Below are 14241 nucleotides of genomic sequence, written 5' to 3' on the forward strand. Positions count from 1 at the left end.
CTGCGTGATCCCGATGGGCCGCATCGACGACGCGATGTGGCTGGCCGGCCAGCCCGACGTGATATTCACCTGCTTCGGCGACATGATGCGCGTCCCCGGCTCCAACGGCAGCCTGCTGGACGCCAAGGCGCGCGGGGCCGACGTGCGGTTCGTCTACTCGCCGCTGGACGCGCTGAAGATCGCGCTCGACAACCCGGACAAGCATGTGGTGTTCTTCGCCATCGGTTTCGAGACGACCGCGCCGTCGACGGCCGTGACCCTGGTACGGGCGCGCGAACAGGGGCTGACCAATTTCAGCGTGTTCTGCAACCACGTGATGATCGTCCCGCCGATCAAGGCCATCCTGGAATCGCCGGACCTGCGACTGTCGGGGTTCATCGGCCCCGGGCACGTGTCGACGAAGCAGGTGAATATCACGTCGGGCTGGCCGGCCAGCCACATCGCGTCGTCGATGCGGCCCATCGGGATCACGCAGACCGGACACCCGGGGCCGTGCACGAGTTCGACGTTCTCGGGCAGCAGGTGCTCGATGCCATGCCGGTAGATGGTGTGCGTGTGACCGCCGCACACCTCCATGAACTTGAACTGCGCACCGTCGGTGCCGGCAAGTCGCCCGATGGCGCCCAGCAGCTTTCGCGCCGCGGCCGGGTCGCGGAACTCGTCAACGAATTTCATGACGGTCCTTCCTTCTCAGACGATCGACGACGAGTCGAAGGCTTGAATCTCGGTGTCGTAGGCGTCGCCGAGTTTCTGGACGGCCGCCAGGGTGAGCAATGCCTCGGTCTCGTCGATTTTGGCCATCGCGAACCCGACGTGGACCAGTACCCAGTCGTCAGGCTCGGGCATGTCGTCCTCCAGCAGCCGCACGCTGATGGTGCGCTGCACCCCGCTCACGTCCACCTTGGCCAAATAGTTTGCGGGATCGGTGATCTCGACGATCCGACCCGGAATGCCCAGGCACACTTTCGTACTCCTCTCTGGTGGCGACCCGCTGCGCCCGGCTCCGCCGCGCTTGCGATCGCCACGCCCTCAACAGATCCGCGGCAGCGGATCTCCGACGAGCATGTCGACGATCCGCGTGCCGCCGAATCCGGTTCGCAGCACCACGCTTTCGGCTGGTTCGGCGACGATTTCGCCGACCTCGGCCGCGCCGGTGCCCAGCGGGTGCGACCGCAGCGCGGCCAGCCCGGCGTCCGCCTCCTGCGGCGCCACGACGGCGATGAACTTGCCCTCGTTGGCGACGTACAGCGGGTCGATACCGAGCAGCTCGCAGGCGCCGTTCACCATGGGCGCCACCGGAAGCCGCTCCTCTTCGAGCAGCACGCCGAGGCCGCAGGCCTGGGCCAGTTCGTTGCACACGGTGCCCACCCCGCCCCGCGTCGCGTCGCGCATCCACCGGGTGGACGGCGCGGCCGCCATCAGCAGCTCCACCAGGGGGCTGACCGACGCGGTGTCGGAGGCGATGTCGGCCTCGATGGCCAGGTCGCCGCGCGCGAGCATGACCGCCATGCCGTGGTCGCCCATCGACCCCGACAGCAGCAGCTTGTCACCGGGCCGCACCGCCGCCGCAGACAGCGCGCGCCCCGCGGGAATGACACCGGCCCCGGCGGTGGTGACGAACACCCCGTCGGCGGCGCCCTTCGGCACCACCTTGGTGTCGCCGGTGACGATTCGCACGCCCGCCGTGGCGGCCGCCGCCGCCATGTCGGCGACGATCTCCTTCAACTCGGCGATGGGAAAACCCTCTTCGAGCACGAACGCCGCCGAGATCCACGACGGCACGGCGCCGGCCATCGCGAGGTCGTTGCAGGTGCCGTGCACGGCGAGCGCGCCGATGGAGCCGCCGGGAAAGCGCCTGGGCTGCACCACGAACGAGTCCGTGGACATCGCCAGGCGCTCGCCGCCGGGCAGGGTCAGGACCGCGCTGTCACCGAGTGACTCCAGCAGCGGGTTGCGAAACGCCTCCATGAACACGGCGTCCACCAGCGCCGCGGAGGCCTTGCCGCCCGCGCCGTGCGCGAGCGTCACGTGGTCGTCGAGGAGGCGGGGGCGGCGCCTGCGGAACGATTCGATCCGCTCGATCACCTCGCCCTCGGCGAAGCGTGGCCCCGACGAAAGGTATTCACCCGCCGACTTGTTCATGCCGCCCCCAGACCGTGCTCGCCGCGGAGATGTTGATGCACGCTGCGCCACAGCTGGTAGCCCAGCAGCGCCTGCGATTCCTGGATCCGGTGCACGCTTTGCGAACGGACGATGAAGCAGGCGTCCACATCCGGGTTGTTCGCGAAGGCGCCGCCGTCGTAGCCGGCGAATCCGATGGTGTACAGGCCGCGCTGACGCGCTTCGGCCAGCGCGGCGAGCAGGTTGGGCGAGCCGCCGCTGGTCGACATGGCGATCGCGATGTCACCGGCGGTCGCGCGGGCGATCAACTGCCGGGCGAACACCAACTCGAATCCGACGTCGTTGCCCAGCGCGGTCAGGATGGCCTGGTCGGTGGTCAGCGGCCACGCGGGTAACGGCTTGCCGACCGGGGGCCGGGCGAACAGCCTTGCCAGCGTGGTGGAATCGGTGCAGCTGCCGCCGTTGCCGAAGGTGAACATCCGCCCGCCCGCGGTGAAACGGCGCGCCAGCTCGGCGGCCGCCTGACCGAGCAGTGCGGCGTTGGCCTCCAGCGTCGATCGCCGCAGTGCCAGGCTCTCGGCGGCCTTGGCCTGCGCCGACGCGGCCAGGTCGGCCAGCAGGGAGGCGGGATCGTCTTCCTGGGCGTCGATGAACGGGTACAGGAAGTTGGTGGGTTCGTCCGCGGGACTCATCGGCCCTCCTCGTCTTCCAGTCTGCCGATCGCCATGCCCGCGTGCACGAGGATCAGCTCGCCGGCTTCGACCGGCTCGATCAGCGTGGTCACCACGGTCTCCACGCCCCGCGCGGTGCGCACGACGGCGTGCCCGTCGGCCGACGCGGTCACCGCCTCGCCGGGGCGTCCCTCGTCGCTGCACGTGACGCAAACCGACTCGGAGTGTTCGGGTTTGAGCAGGCCGGGGTGTTCGAAACACACGTGGGTCAGCTCCCACAGCAGGTGGTAGAACAGCACGAAGCCACCGGTCGCGGGCACGCGCGGGTCGGGGTCGTCGAGCCACAGCACGTGGTCGGCCATCCCCGCAGGGGGCCGTTCGCCGCTGCCGATCCAGATCGTAGTGGCCCCCCACGCGGGTGCGCGCCGCATCACGGAGCGGACCTGCGCCTCGTCGGCGCCGGCAACCGCGACCACGATGTCGCCGGGGCGCACCGAGACCCGCACCAGGTCCACGAGGTCGGGCCCGGTCAACGCCACCGCGGGCAGCGCTCTTTTGCCCATGATGACCGGGTGGACGAATTCGACCGCGATGTGCAGCGCGTGCGGTTCCCACGACGGCGCGATGGACCACATGGTGGCGCCGGCGGCGAAGCGCCTGGCCAGCGTGAAGGCGGTGGCAGCGAGGTCTTCGGCCAACTCGGCGCCCAGCCCGCGATCGATGGCCGTGGTGGTCATGGGTCAGCCCTCCTCCTGCGCGGTCAGCATGGCGATCGCGGCCTGGCCCAGGGCGAGTCCGCCGTCGTTCGGCGGCACGGCGTGGTGGGTCAGCACCTCGAACCCGGCCAGCCGCAACCGTTCTCGACATGCTCTCAGCAACAACACGTTCTGGAACACCCCGCCGGTAAGCCCCACCAGCCGGGTGGTGCCGGCCACCTGGGCGACCGCCTCGGCGACGGCGACCGCGACGGCCCGGTGAAACGCCGCGGCCAGCGGCGCGGGTCGCGCGCCGGCGCCGAGCGCGGACACCAACGCCCGCACCAGGGGGGCGGGGTCGATCACCCCGTCGGCGCGCACGGTGAGCGGCAGCGGCGGCCCGTCCTGCGCGTCCGCCGATTCCGCCAGTGCCTCCAGCTCGATGGCGGCCTGGCCTTCGTAGTCGATGCGGTGCCGCACCCCGAGCAGCGAGGCGACCGCGTCGAAGAGGCGGCCCATGCTCGAACAGGGCACGCATCCGGTTCCCGTCTCCAATTGTGAACGGGTGATGCGTAATTCGTCTCGATTCGCGGCGGCGACGGGCGCCAGGTCGGGGGTCCAGCCGATGCCGGCGGACCACAATTGGGACAGCGCCATCCGCCATGGGTTGCGCACCGCGGCGTCACCGCCGGGCAGCGGGACCGGCAGCAGGTGGCCCGCCCGGACGAATCGGTGGCTGTCGGTGCCGAGCCGCAGAATTTCGCCGCCCCAGATGGTCTCGTCGCATCCGTAGCCGGTGCCGTCGAAGGAGACGCCGATGACGGGTTCGCCGAGGCGTCGGTGCTCGGCCAGCAGCGACACGACGTGCGCGTGGTGGTGCTGAACGAGGTCCAGCGGTCGGGCGTCCGCGCGACGCTCAGCCCAGCTTCGGGTGTGGTACCCGGGATGCAGATCGGCGGCCAACCGCGCCGGCTCGCCGCGTATTTCGCTGAGCTGGGTCACCGCCCGCTCGAACGCGCGCAGCGTCTCCCAGGTGCCCATGTCGCCGATGTGCCCGGACAGGTACGCCCGCGGGCCGTCGGTGAGGCAGAACGTGTTCTTCAATTCCCCGCCGACGGCCAGCACGGGCGGGCCGGGGATATTCAGGTCGACCGGCAGCGGCGCGTAGCCACGGGAGCGGCGGATCGGCAGTTCGCGACCGTCGACCACACGGACCACCGAGTCGTCGCACGGGACATGGATCGGGCGGTCGTGGTCCAGGGTCGCATCGCAGAGCGCCGGAAGGCGCTGTGCCGCATCGTCGTCGGTGAAGCAGATGGGTTCGTCGGAGCGGTTGGCGCTGGTGAGCACGAGTGCGTCGGGCACCGGCGCGGGGGCGCCCGGGACGGGCGCCAGGAGCAGGTGATGCAGGGGGGAGTACGGCAGCATCAGGCCGAGCAATGGGCTGCCGGGGGCGACCCCGTCGGCGACCGGGGCGTCCGGCCGGCGCTTGAGCAACACGATCGGGCGGGCGGGGCCGAGCAGCACCGCCGCCTCGGTGTCATCGACGTAGGCGTAGCGGCGCGCGACGTCGAGGTCGCGAACCATCATGGCAAAAGGCTTGGCACCGCGGGCTTTTCGCATGCGCAGCGCGGCGACCGCCGTGTCGTCGACGGCGGCGCAGGCCAGGTGGTAGCCGCCGATGCCCTTGATGGCGACCACGGCGCCCGAGGCCAGCGCGCGTTGGCCGGCCGCCAGCGCGGCGTCCGCCCCGTCGACGGGCCCCGCCGCCGACCGGAACCGCAGGGACGGCCCGCAATCGGGGCAGGCGATGGGCTGCGCGTGGAACCGGCGATCCGCCGGGTCGTGGTATTCGGCGGCGCAGCGTTCACACATGGCGAACCCCGCCATGGTGGTGGCCGGCCGGTCGTAGGGCAACTCGCGGATGATGGTGAATCGCGGTCCGCAGTTGGTGCAGGTGACGAACGGGTGGCGGTAGCGCCGGTCGCGCGGGTCGAACAACTCGGCTACGCAGTCCTCACACACCGCGACGTCGGGCGGAATCGGAGTCGTTCCACCGGGGGCGGCCCGGCTGGCCACGATCCGGAACCCCCGCCCGCAGCCGGCATCGGCGGCAACCTCGCGGACCGTAACGTCGCTGATTCGGGCCAGCGGCGGCGCCTCTGCGCGCAGGCGCCGGCCGAATTCGGCCAGGCGTGCCCGTTCGCCCTGCACCTCGACGAAGACGGCGCCGGAATCGTTCCCGACGAAACCGGACAAGCCGAGCTCGGTCGCGATGCGGTGGACGAAAGGCCGGAAGCCAACCCCCTGCACGACACCGGTCACGGTGAAGCGCTGCCGAATGTCGTCGTGCCGCAGCAGCAGGGGGGACGCGGTCATTTCAGCCGTCCTCCGGAAGGTCGAACGGGTCGGTGCGGCCCCTGCCCATCAGCTCGAGGCCGGCCATCGCCTGCTCGGCGCCCTCGCGGTCCGTCTTCTCGACGGCGAAGCCCATGTGGATGATTATCCAGTCGCCGGGCGCGAACGTCTCTTCCGGCAGCATGCCGACGTTGACCTTGCGCTGTTCGCCGGTGACGTCGACCAGCGCGAGCTGGCCCTCGTAGCCGTCCAGCATCCGGATAACTTGGCCGGGGATCCCCAAACACATGGCTCAGCGGTCCTCTCGGCCGGCGGCCACCGGGTGTGACTGCAGCGCCGCGACGATCTCCTCGACGGCGCGCGCGGCGCGGGGAACCGCCCTGGCCACCGGTTCGGTGAGGCCGATGCCTTCCTCGACGCTGCCCGCCTCGCACCCGACGACGACCGTGTACGGGGGATTGCCGCCCAGCGCCCGCAGGCTGGCGAACACCGCGGCCGGATCCATGCTGTGACCGTCGAAACCGGTTGTGGCCGAATTCGATTCATGGTCGGCCTGGAAGACGTGCAACGTGCCCGGGTTGCCGCGGCTGGGCACGGCGTCGACGAGGACGAGCGTGTCCCAGTCCTCGAGCAGGTCGTAGGCCAGGTGCATGCCACTGATGCCGTAGTCGGTGACGCGGACACTCGGATCGTCCCGGGAGATCTCGGCGGTGCGGATCACTTCGGACCCGAAGCCGTCGTCGCCCAGGAAGATGTTGCCGATGCCGGCTACCAGGATGCGCGCTGTCATTCCCCGGGCCGGTTACATCCGCCTGAGCTTGAGGTACCGGCGAGCATCGGGCAGGGATACCACCCCAAGCACCAATCCGGCCGCGAGCACCAATGCGATGATCGCGACGAATATCCAACCGAGGATCTCCATCTGAAAACTCCTTTCACGAGTTTGCCGGGCTGCGTTGACCTTCCACAGGCTCGATTTCGTCGGGGGAGAAGTACAGGTACCGGCCGTACCAGTCGTGCAGGTCGGCGGCCGGGTCGTCCTCGACGACGACGCCGACGTGCTTGTTGCCCTCGACGTCGGAGTGCACGGAGGTGACGCGGGCCGTCTTGCCGGCGACGAAGATGTCCTGCGCGTCGGCGTTTCGCCTCGGCCGCAACCGAACCTGGCTACCGCGCGCCACCCGGATCCCGTTCACCAACACCGCGTCGATTTCGGGACGAACCGCGTTGTCGGCCAGTGGGTCCCACCAATCGACCCCCTCGGGAACCTCCGGGACGAGACCCGGGACCGGGTCGCGCAACACACCGTGCAGGCGAGCCATCGCCTCGGGAGACATGGCCTCGCACTGATCGATGATCCGCGCCGCCCGCGGATCGGTGGCCCGGGCCTGGGCCTTCTCCTCGTCCGTCATCGTCATCACGCGCAGGGTGAGGATCTCGTCGATCTCCGTGCAGTCATACAGCGCGGTATCGCTCTGTTCGGCGACCTCCGGGTGGTCGTAGAGGATGATCGGCGAGATCAGCAGCGAGTCGTGTGCGCCGGGCGGGCCGGACAGCACCGGGAAGCAGCGATGCTGAACGCACCGGGACACCGCGTCGACCGCCGCCGGTGGTGGCTCGAGTAGCGAAACGAACTGCCCGCGCCCGAGTTCGGCGATGAGGTGCGTGCCGATCATGGACCGCGCGATCGCGTCGCTCTTGTCCACAGCGGCGGCGCCGACGTTGCGGACCCGCACGGATACCCGGCACAGGCCGCCGTCCGCCTCGCTGGCGACCGTCAACACGCCACGCACCTCCCGTCGTTGGCGCACCAGGCGCCCGCCATCAAGCGTCTCGACGTCCGTGCCCGCGTCCGCCGTCACCGACAGTGTCCAGGTTTGCCCGTCCAAGGCGACAGGGCCGAAGGACCTTTCGCACTCGACCGCCTCGTCCCAGGTGAGCCACGCACCACCCGGGGTCGTCAGCTCGTCGACGGGTTGGTATTCGCCGTGGGCGACTTCCCGCTCGGCCCGGCGGTGTTGGAGCTGCAGGAATCGCACCACCAGGTTCAGCTCCCCGGCCCCGTCGACCAGGAACTGCGCGGCCAGGCTGTCGTCCTCGCCCAGGCCCGCGTCCGCCGCCCCGGGCGGTCCCAGGACGCCGAATTGCCAGCGAGATTGGTTCTTGGTCGACGTCCCGCGGTAGGGATAGAGCAGGTAGCCCTCGTAGAGGACCGCGTCGGCGACGGCGCGGGCCCGGTCCCGATCCTCGGTCACCGCGCCGTCTCCCGGTCCGCGTCCAACAGTGAGGTGACCGCGTGGTCGAGGTCGAGCAGCCCGCGTGCGGACTTGTAGGCGGCCAGCGCGCTGATTGTTTCGTGACTCAGCCGCAGCCAGCCGGCGTTCGGATAGTGCTGGGCCATCAGCTGCCGCCAGACCGTGACCGGCATGTCGTAGCGGTATTCGCAGTCCCACGGGACCTGCTGGACGGAGAAGCCGCGTTCGGATTTAACGAAAACCGTTCCGCTGAAGAGGAATTGGAGCGGCAGCGCACCGTCGCGCAGCGCGTGCAGGTATTTGGCGGCCGCGACCTCGAAGTCGTAGGTGCAATCCAGGGGAAGCGCCGCCGTCGTGGTGCCGGTGAACCCGGGCACCATCGCGGTGCAGTGCTGCCAGAGGAAGGTGCGCTGGGTGCTCGCCCAGCGTTCGCGCGGACCGAACAGGTCGGTCAGCCCCGCGGCCTCGTCGTCGGAGTAGGACCGCCGCAACGGCTCGATGCGGACCTGGCAGCGCAGGGCGATCGCGTGCACCGGGTCGTCGCCGGTGGTCACCGCTATGCGGGCGGTCAGCACCGGGCTGACGGTGTACGGCTCGGGCGCCACGTCGAGGACCGTGAAGTCGATGTCCATCATGGCGGTGTTTCAGAAGGTGTGTCGGAAGGTGTTTCCAGCGCGTGGGCTTGCAGGTGGGAGAAGAAGCCGTCGATGAACTCGCGCGCCTCCTGCCCGCCGTCGAACCCACGCCACAGGATGCGCAGCCGCCCGACGAATTCGTAACAGGCGTCGATGGGGACCAGATAGGTCTGCGGCGGACCGGTGTCGGGGACCCGCACCAACAACGCCTCCACGTCGTCGGCCAGCAGTCCCACCCGTGCGTCGGCGCCGCTCAGGGTATCCCAAACATCAAGCGCGAGTTCGGATTCGCAGGCGCCGGCCGGCCCGGGGTAGAAGGCGACGGTGCGCCCGAGCGTGGAGTTGGCGAAGAAGAAGGCCACCCCCACAGGGATCTGCAATGCCTCCCATGCGCGTCGGTCCAGCGCGAAGTCCGGGAAGGACAGATACCGGTCGGGCACCGCGCGGTAGCGCAGTTCGGCCTGGGTATCGGTGAACAGCAGATAGCAGGCCCGGCAGACACACATGAGCTGCCGGTCGGCCACGTTGACCACGTGCTGGTGCTCGTCGGCGATCGATTCCGAGCACATCTCGCACCGCTCGCCGGCCGGTTCGGGGGCCGGCCGGTTGCTGCGGATGCGGGTCAGGACGTCGTACGGGGTGGTCATGCCGGGGCGCCCATCGCGTGCACCGGTTCGTGGGCCGGCAAGGCCACCGACAGCACGCCGTCGCGGGTCAAGAGCGGGAGCGGGTCCAGATGCGCGCCGTTCGCCCCGGCCCCGGCGTGTACCGCGTCGAAGTCCGTCCGGCAGTTGGGGCAGCGCAGTTGCGCCCCATGTAATTTCGCACCGGCCAGGGTGGTGTTGCACACCGGGCAATGGTCGCGGTACGCAAAGGTCTGGTCGCCGACCCGGCACGCCAGCACGGTGGTTGCGGCGACCCGATAGCCGGCCACCTCACCTGGCGCCAGCTCGGCCAGCTCCGGCGCCGGGTGCCAGCTGTTGGACCCGTTGGAATGTACGCGCGCCAGCAGCGATTCGGCCGGGATTACCGATGTGGTTCCGGGCTGGGCCGTGACGACCTCGATGGCCGAGATCTCGGGTGCCGCGGCGCGCACCGCGTCCTCGACGGCCAACTCCAGCGTCACCGCCGACGACGGACAGCTCTTGCAGCTCCCTTTGAACGCCAGCCGCAGGGTATCGCCGTCGACGCCGACGAGGTCGACGTCCCCGCCGTGCGAGCCCAGGTACGGCCGCACCCGGTCGAGCGCGTCGGACACCCGCCGGTGTACATCGTGCGGGTGCAGACCGTGGACAAGGAGCAGGCTGGCCACCAGGTCGTCGGTGGCCAGCCGCTCGGCTATGCCCGGGTCCCCGGCCTGCCCCAGGCACTGCATGATCCGTTGCAGCCCGGCCCCGTAGAGGCCGACCACCTCGCGGACCAACTCAGTCGCGCGGTCCCGGGCGGCCGGCCCACTCGCCGCGCAGGAATCCAGGAGGTTCTGGATCCGATCGCCCGCTGTGCGCCACCGTGCCTCGCTTTCGTCAATGGTGTCCGGGCGATCCACCTTCGATCACTCCCCGGCGGGCGACTGTGTCGGTGTGTGCAGTCTGTCGAGGGTCTTGCCCTTTCCCAGATACATGTGCACGCCGCAGGGCAGGCAGGGATCGAAGCTGCGCACCGTGCGCATCACGTCGATGCCCTTGAAGTCGTCCCGGCCGTTCTCCTCGAAGATCGGCTGGCCTTGCACCGCGTCCTCGTACGGCCCCGGCGTGCCGTAGCTGTCGCGGGGGTTGGCGTTCCACGGGGTGGGCGGGTACGGGTGGTAGTTGGCGATCTTGCCGTCCCGGATCACCAGGTGGTGGCTGAGCACACCGCGGACCGCCTCGGTGAACCCGCAGCCGATGGCCTCGTCGGGCACCTCGAACCGCTCCCAGGTCTTGGTGCGCCCGGCGCGGATCTCCTCGAGCGCCTTCTCGGCGAAGTACAGCCCGCACGCGGCCGCATAGGCCTGGAAGTAGGTGCGCGCCCGGTCGCGTTCGATCGTGTTGCTGCCGTACTGGGGGATCTTCCATTCCAGCTCCACCGGACCCTTGAGCGCCGTCTTCGGCAGGTTGATCTTGACGCTGTTCCCGGTCGCCTTGACATAGCCGATGTCGACCAGCCCCGCCAGCGCGGTCGCCCACAACCGGGCCAGCGGGCCGCCGCCGGTGTCCAGCGCCAGGTGGTCCTTGCCGTCGAACCAGCGCGGCGACATCACCCAGCTGTACTTGCCGCCCTCCATGTCCCGCTTCTGGGGGTGGGGGTTGGTGTGCTGGTTCCACGGGTGCCGCCGGTCCACGGCGTTGCCGAGCGGATCGGTCTTGACGAACATCTCCTGGTCGGTCCAGTCGTCGTAATACGAACTGCCCAAAAGGATCCGGATGCCAAGGTTGATGTCGACCAGCGAGTGGGTGACCAGCTTGCCGTCGACCACCACGCCCGGGGTCACGAACATCGCGTTGCCCCAGCGCTCCATGTCCTTGTACGCGAAGTTGCACACCTCGGGGTCCTGGAAAGAGCCCCAGCAGCCGAGCAGCGTGCGGCGCAGTCCGACCTTCTCGTAACCGGGCAGCGCGGTGTAGAAGAAGTCGAACAGGTCGTCGTGCATGGGCACGACCTTCTTCATGAACTCCACGTAGCGCATCAGCCGGGTCATGTAGTCGGTCATCAGCTGGATGGTCGCGACGGTGCCGACCCCCCCGGGGTACAGCGTCGACGGGTGCACGTGGCGGCCCTCCATGAGGCAGAACATCTCTCGCGTCCAGCGGCTGACCGCCAGCGCCTCGCGGTAGAACTCGCCGGTGAACGGGTTGAGCGAGCGCATGATGTCGGCGATCGTCCGGTACCCGTGCGCGCCGGCCTGCGGGGCAGGCGTCTTCTCCGCCAGGGCGAGAACGCTCGGGTTGGTCTCGGAGACCATCTTTTCGCAGAAGTCCACGCCGACCAGGTTCTCCTGGAAGATGTTGTGGTCGAACATGTATTCCGCGGCCTCGCCCAGGTTGACGATCCACTCGCCCAGGTGCGGCGGCTTGACGCCGTAGGCCATGTTCTGCGCGTAGCACGAGCAGGTGGCGTGGTTGTCGCCGCAGATCCCGCAGATGCGGCTGGTGATGAAGTGCGCGTCGCGAGGATCCTTGCCCTTCATGAAGATCGAGTAGCCGCGGAAAATCGACGAGGTGCTGTGGCACTCGACGACCTCTCGGTTCTCGAAGTCGATCTTGGTGTAGATACCCAGGCTGCCGACGATTCTGGTGATGGGGTCCCAGGCCATGTCGACGAGTTGGCCGGGTTCCCGCTTGGCGTGCATGGGTTCAGGGGTGATGGTTGCCATTGCAGTACCGCTCTCCGCCCCCAGGGGCTCCAGTGATGAGAACGAAGCGCGCCGACCCGGTAGCCGAGGTGGCCTACCAGGTGCGGCGCGCCCCGGTGGTTAGTTGATCGCCGTTGTGGCGCCAGCGCGGCTCCTTGTCGACGGTGCGTCCCGTGATACCCCTCAGGTTGCGAATCACGGTGCCGTACAGTCCCGACGCGGTGCTCGATAACTTGCCGCCCGGCGGTTCGTCCATGAAGGGCATGAACTTGTCGGGGAACCCCGGCATGGTGCATCCGATGCAGATGCCACCCACGTTGGGGCAGCCGCCGACACCGTTGATCCATCCGCGCTTGGGCACGTTGCACTTGACGACCGGGCCCCAACAGCCCAGTTTCACAATGCATTTCGGTGATCCGTATTCGGTGGCGAAGTCGCCCTGCTCGTAGTACCCAGCCCGGTCACAACCCTCGTGGACGGTGTTGCCGAACAACCACTTGGGCCGCAGCGCATCGTCGAGCGGAATCATCGGCGCCTGACCGGTCGCCATGTAGAGCAAATAGGTCAGCGTCTCGGACAGGTTGTCGGGATGGATCGGGCAGCCCGGCACGCACACGATCGGGATGCCGGCCTTGCTCTTCCACTCCCACCCGAGATAGTCGGGTACGCCCATCGCCCCCGTCGGATTGCCGGCCATGGCGTGGATGCCGCCGTAGGTGGCGCACGTGCCGACCGCGACGATCGCGGTGGCCTTGGGCGCCAGCCGGTCGAGCCATTCGCTGGTGGTCATCGGCTGGCCGGTCGCGGGGTCGTTGCCGAACCCGCACCAGTAGCCCTCGTCCTTGAGCTTCTCGTTGGGGATGGATCCTTCGACGACGAGCACGAAGGGTTCCAGCTCGCCGCGATCGGCCTTGAAGAACCACGACAGGAAGTCGTCTGCCCCGCCATTGGGGCCGCACTCGAAATCGATTAGGGGCCAGTGCACAGCGACTTTCGGAAGCCCCGGTAGAGCCCCCAGGGCGATCTCCTCGACCGAGGGTTGGGTGGCGGCAGTCAACGCCACCGAATCGCCGTCACAACTGAGCCCCGCATTAATCCAGAGAACGTGGATCAACGTTTCTTCTGCTTTGACTGCTGCTTCTGTTGGCATGCTGCAGCTTTCCGGGGCCGGGCTGAGACCCCTGCGCCGCCGGAGTCGACCGTCGGCCCACTTGCGCAGCGCTAATTTTTGGGTCTACTCCTCGCCGCCGAGCGTGTCAACGGTTCTGCGGCACCAACTAGTTAGACAACCGTTGCATAATTTTTCGGTCTGCGGCGCGGGGGGTGACGACCGGGCCCGCGGCCGGAAAATCATGCGAATCGCTTGCAGAAGGGGCGGTCAGGCCGCCGGCCCCGCGGCGAATCGCCGCAGCCAGCCGAACCATGCGGCCATCCCGGCTCCGGTGCGCGCACTCAGCGGCAGGATTGCCGCGGTCGCATTGACCTTGCGCACGTGGGCGATGTATTCGTCGACGTCCACGTCGAGGTAGGGAACCAAGTCAATCTTGTTGAGCAGCACCACATCCACGGAACGGAACATCACCGGATACTTCAGCGGCTTGTCCTCGCCCTCGGTCACCGAGTACACCATGGCCTTGGCGTGCTCGCCGACGTCGAACTCCGCCGGGCAGACCAGGTTGCCGACGTTCTCGATGATCACCAGGTCCAGCGCGGGAAGGTCGAGACCGGGCAGGGCGCGATTCACCATCGGCGCGTCGAGATGGCATTCGCCGCCAAAACCGTTGCTGGTGTTGAGCAGTGAGATCTGGGCGCCACGCCCCCGGAGCTTGGCCGCGTCGAGATCGGTGGCGATGTCGCCTTCGATCACCCCGATGGCAAGCTCGCCGGCGAGCTCGTCGAGCGTGGCCTGCAGGATGGTCGTCTTGCCCGATCCCGGCGAACTCATCAGGTTCAGCGTGCGCACCCCGTTGTCTTCGAACGCCGCCCGGTTGGCGTCGGCGAGGAGGTCGTTCTCGGCGAAGATCGCCTCCAGCACGTCGACCCGCTGCTTGCCGGTCCGGTATTGGCCGTGGTCGCCGTGCCGGTGATCCGGATCGTCGTGCTCGTGGGAGTGCACCGTTCCGTCGTCATGCCGATGAAATCTGCCCATGGTCAAATCCGTTCGGAAAAGGCGCT

The 14241-nt window shown here is 68.7% G+C and carries 14 protein-coding genes and 2 pseudogenes; 1 reads left to right on the top strand and 15 read right to left on the bottom strand.

All coding sequences use genetic code 11. The features are described 5' to 3' along the window. Positions 1-400: pseudogene (locus A5704_RS22915) on the top strand (hydrogenase formation protein HypD); the annotation flags it as partial. Here the strand turns inward: A5704_RS22915 and A5704_RS27945 are convergent. From A5704_RS27945 to hypB, 15 genes and pseudogenes are all read right to left on the bottom strand, one after another. Further along, positions 394-675 (bottom strand): annotated as a pseudogene (locus A5704_RS27945) (hydrogenase formation protein HypD); the annotation flags it as partial. The pseudogenes A5704_RS22915 and A5704_RS27945 overlap by 7 nt on opposite strands. Before the next feature lie 15 nt (positions 676-690). Further along, positions 691-963: a HypC/HybG/HupF family hydrogenase formation chaperone gene (locus A5704_RS22920; RefSeq protein ID WP_067748673.1), complete on the bottom strand. Its 273-nt coding sequence runs from the start codon at positions 961-963 to the stop codon at positions 691-693. Positions 964-1029: 66 nt separating this feature from the next. Further along, complete coding sequence (gene hypE / locus A5704_RS22925) at positions 1030-2142, bottom strand: hydrogenase expression/formation protein HypE (RefSeq protein ID WP_067891234.1); 1113 nt, start codon at positions 2140-2142, stop codon at positions 1030-1032. Next, entirely contained in the window at positions 2139-2813 is a 675-nt protein-coding gene (locus tag A5704_RS22930) for an SIS domain-containing protein (protein ID WP_067784581.1), read from the bottom strand. The genes hypE and A5704_RS22930 overlap by 4 nt, the downstream gene beginning before the upstream one ends. Continuing rightward, positions 2810-3529, bottom strand: a complete 720-nt coding sequence (locus tag A5704_RS22935; protein ID WP_067748665.1) for a HypC/HybG/HupF family hydrogenase formation chaperone — start codon at positions 3527-3529, stop codon at positions 2810-2812. Before A5704_RS22935 ends, A5704_RS22930 begins: the two co-directional genes overlap by 4 nt. 3 nt (positions 3530-3532) lie before the next feature. Beyond that, positions 3533-5866 carry a carbamoyltransferase HypF gene (hypF, locus tag A5704_RS22940; protein ID WP_067891237.1) on the bottom strand — a complete coding sequence of 778 codons (2334 nt, stop codon included), beginning with the start codon at positions 5864-5866 and terminating at the stop codon, positions 3533-3535. 1 nt (position 5867) lies between these two features. Continuing rightward, the gene (locus tag A5704_RS22945) at positions 5868-6134 is read right to left on the bottom strand and encodes a HypC/HybG/HupF family hydrogenase formation chaperone (RefSeq protein WP_067748661.1); all 267 of its coding nucleotides are present in this window, start codon (positions 6132-6134) and stop codon (positions 5868-5870) included. 3 nt (positions 6135-6137) lie between these two features. Then, positions 6138-6635, bottom strand: a complete 498-nt coding sequence (locus tag A5704_RS22950; RefSeq protein WP_067891240.1) for a hydrogenase maturation protease — start codon at positions 6633-6635, stop codon at positions 6138-6140. Positions 6636-6780: 145 nt separating this feature from the next. Next, entirely contained in the window at positions 6781-8100 is a 1320-nt protein-coding gene (locus tag A5704_RS22955; RefSeq protein WP_067891243.1) for a hypothetical protein, read from the bottom strand. After that, positions 8097-8735: a DUF6084 family protein gene (locus A5704_RS22960; RefSeq protein WP_067891246.1), complete on the bottom strand. Its 639-nt coding sequence runs from the start codon at positions 8733-8735 to the stop codon at positions 8097-8099. The genes A5704_RS22955 and A5704_RS22960 overlap by 4 nt, the downstream gene beginning before the upstream one ends. Then, a complete protein-coding gene (locus A5704_RS22965; RefSeq protein WP_067891249.1) occupies positions 8732-9382 on the bottom strand; it encodes a DUF5947 family protein in 651 nt (216 codons plus the stop codon). The genes A5704_RS22960 and A5704_RS22965 overlap by 4 nt, the downstream gene beginning before the upstream one ends. Continuing rightward, the gene (locus A5704_RS22970) at positions 9379-10281 is read right to left on the bottom strand and encodes a NifU family protein (RefSeq protein WP_067891252.1); all 903 of its coding nucleotides are present in this window, start codon (positions 10279-10281) and stop codon (positions 9379-9381) included. The genes A5704_RS22965 and A5704_RS22970 overlap by 4 nt, the downstream gene beginning before the upstream one ends. Before the next feature lie 6 nt (positions 10282-10287). Then, positions 10288-12087 (bottom strand): nickel-dependent hydrogenase large subunit, encoded by a 1800-nt coding sequence (locus A5704_RS22975; RefSeq protein WP_067891255.1) that lies wholly within the window; start codon positions 12085-12087, stop codon positions 10288-10290. A 73-nt stretch (positions 12088-12160) separates the two neighbouring features. After that, entirely contained in the window at positions 12161-13216 is a 1056-nt protein-coding gene (locus tag A5704_RS22980; protein ID WP_067749089.1) for a hydrogenase expression protein HypE, read from the bottom strand. A 228-nt stretch (positions 13217-13444) separates the two neighbouring features. Then, positions 13445-14215, bottom strand: a complete 771-nt coding sequence (hypB, locus tag A5704_RS22985) for a hydrogenase nickel incorporation protein HypB (protein WP_067749093.1) — start codon at positions 14213-14215, stop codon at positions 13445-13447. Positions 14216-14241 lie beyond the last annotated feature (26 nt).

The sequence above is a fragment of the Mycobacterium sp. E735 genome (genome assembly GCF_001666955.1).
Lineage (GTDB): Bacteria > Actinomycetota > Actinomycetes > Mycobacteriales > Mycobacteriaceae > Mycobacterium.

Excerpts from the sequence above, each read along its gene's own strand:
- hypE (WP_067891234.1), bottom strand. The coding sequence starts at position 2,142 with ATGAACAAGTCGGCGGGTGAATACCTTTCGTCGGGGCCACGCTTCGCC.
- A5704_RS22930 (WP_067784581.1), bottom strand. The coding sequence starts at position 2,813 with ATGAGTCCCGCGGACGAACCCACCAACTTCCTGTACCCGTTCATCGAC.
- A5704_RS22935 (WP_067748665.1), bottom strand. The coding sequence starts at position 3,529 with ATGACCACCACGGCCATCGATCGCGGGCTGGGCGCCGAGTTGGCCGAA.
- hypF (WP_067891237.1), bottom strand. The coding sequence starts at position 5,866 with ATGACCGCGTCCCCCCTGCTGCTGCGGCACGACGACATTCGGCAGCGC.
- A5704_RS22945 (WP_067748661.1), bottom strand. The coding sequence starts at position 6,134 with ATGTGTTTGGGGATCCCCGGCCAAGTTATCCGGATGCTGGACGGCTAC.
- A5704_RS22950 (WP_067891240.1), bottom strand. The coding sequence starts at position 6,635 with ATGACAGCGCGCATCCTGGTAGCCGGCATCGGCAACATCTTCCTGGGC.
- A5704_RS22960 (WP_067891246.1), bottom strand. The coding sequence starts at position 8,735 with ATGATGGACATCGACTTCACGGTCCTCGACGTGGCGCCCGAGCCGTAC.
- A5704_RS22965 (WP_067891249.1), bottom strand. The coding sequence starts at position 9,382 with ATGACCACCCCGTACGACGTCCTGACCCGCATCCGCAGCAACCGGCCG.
- A5704_RS22975 (WP_067891255.1), bottom strand. The coding sequence starts at position 12,087 with ATGGCAACCATCACCCCTGAACCCATGCACGCCAAGCGGGAACCCGGC.
- A5704_RS22980 (WP_067749089.1), bottom strand. The coding sequence starts at position 13,216 with ATGCCAACAGAAGCAGCAGTCAAAGCAGAAGAAACGTTGATCCACGTT.
- hypB (WP_067749093.1), bottom strand. The coding sequence starts at position 14,215 with ATGGGCAGATTTCATCGGCATGACGACGGAACGGTGCACTCCCACGAG.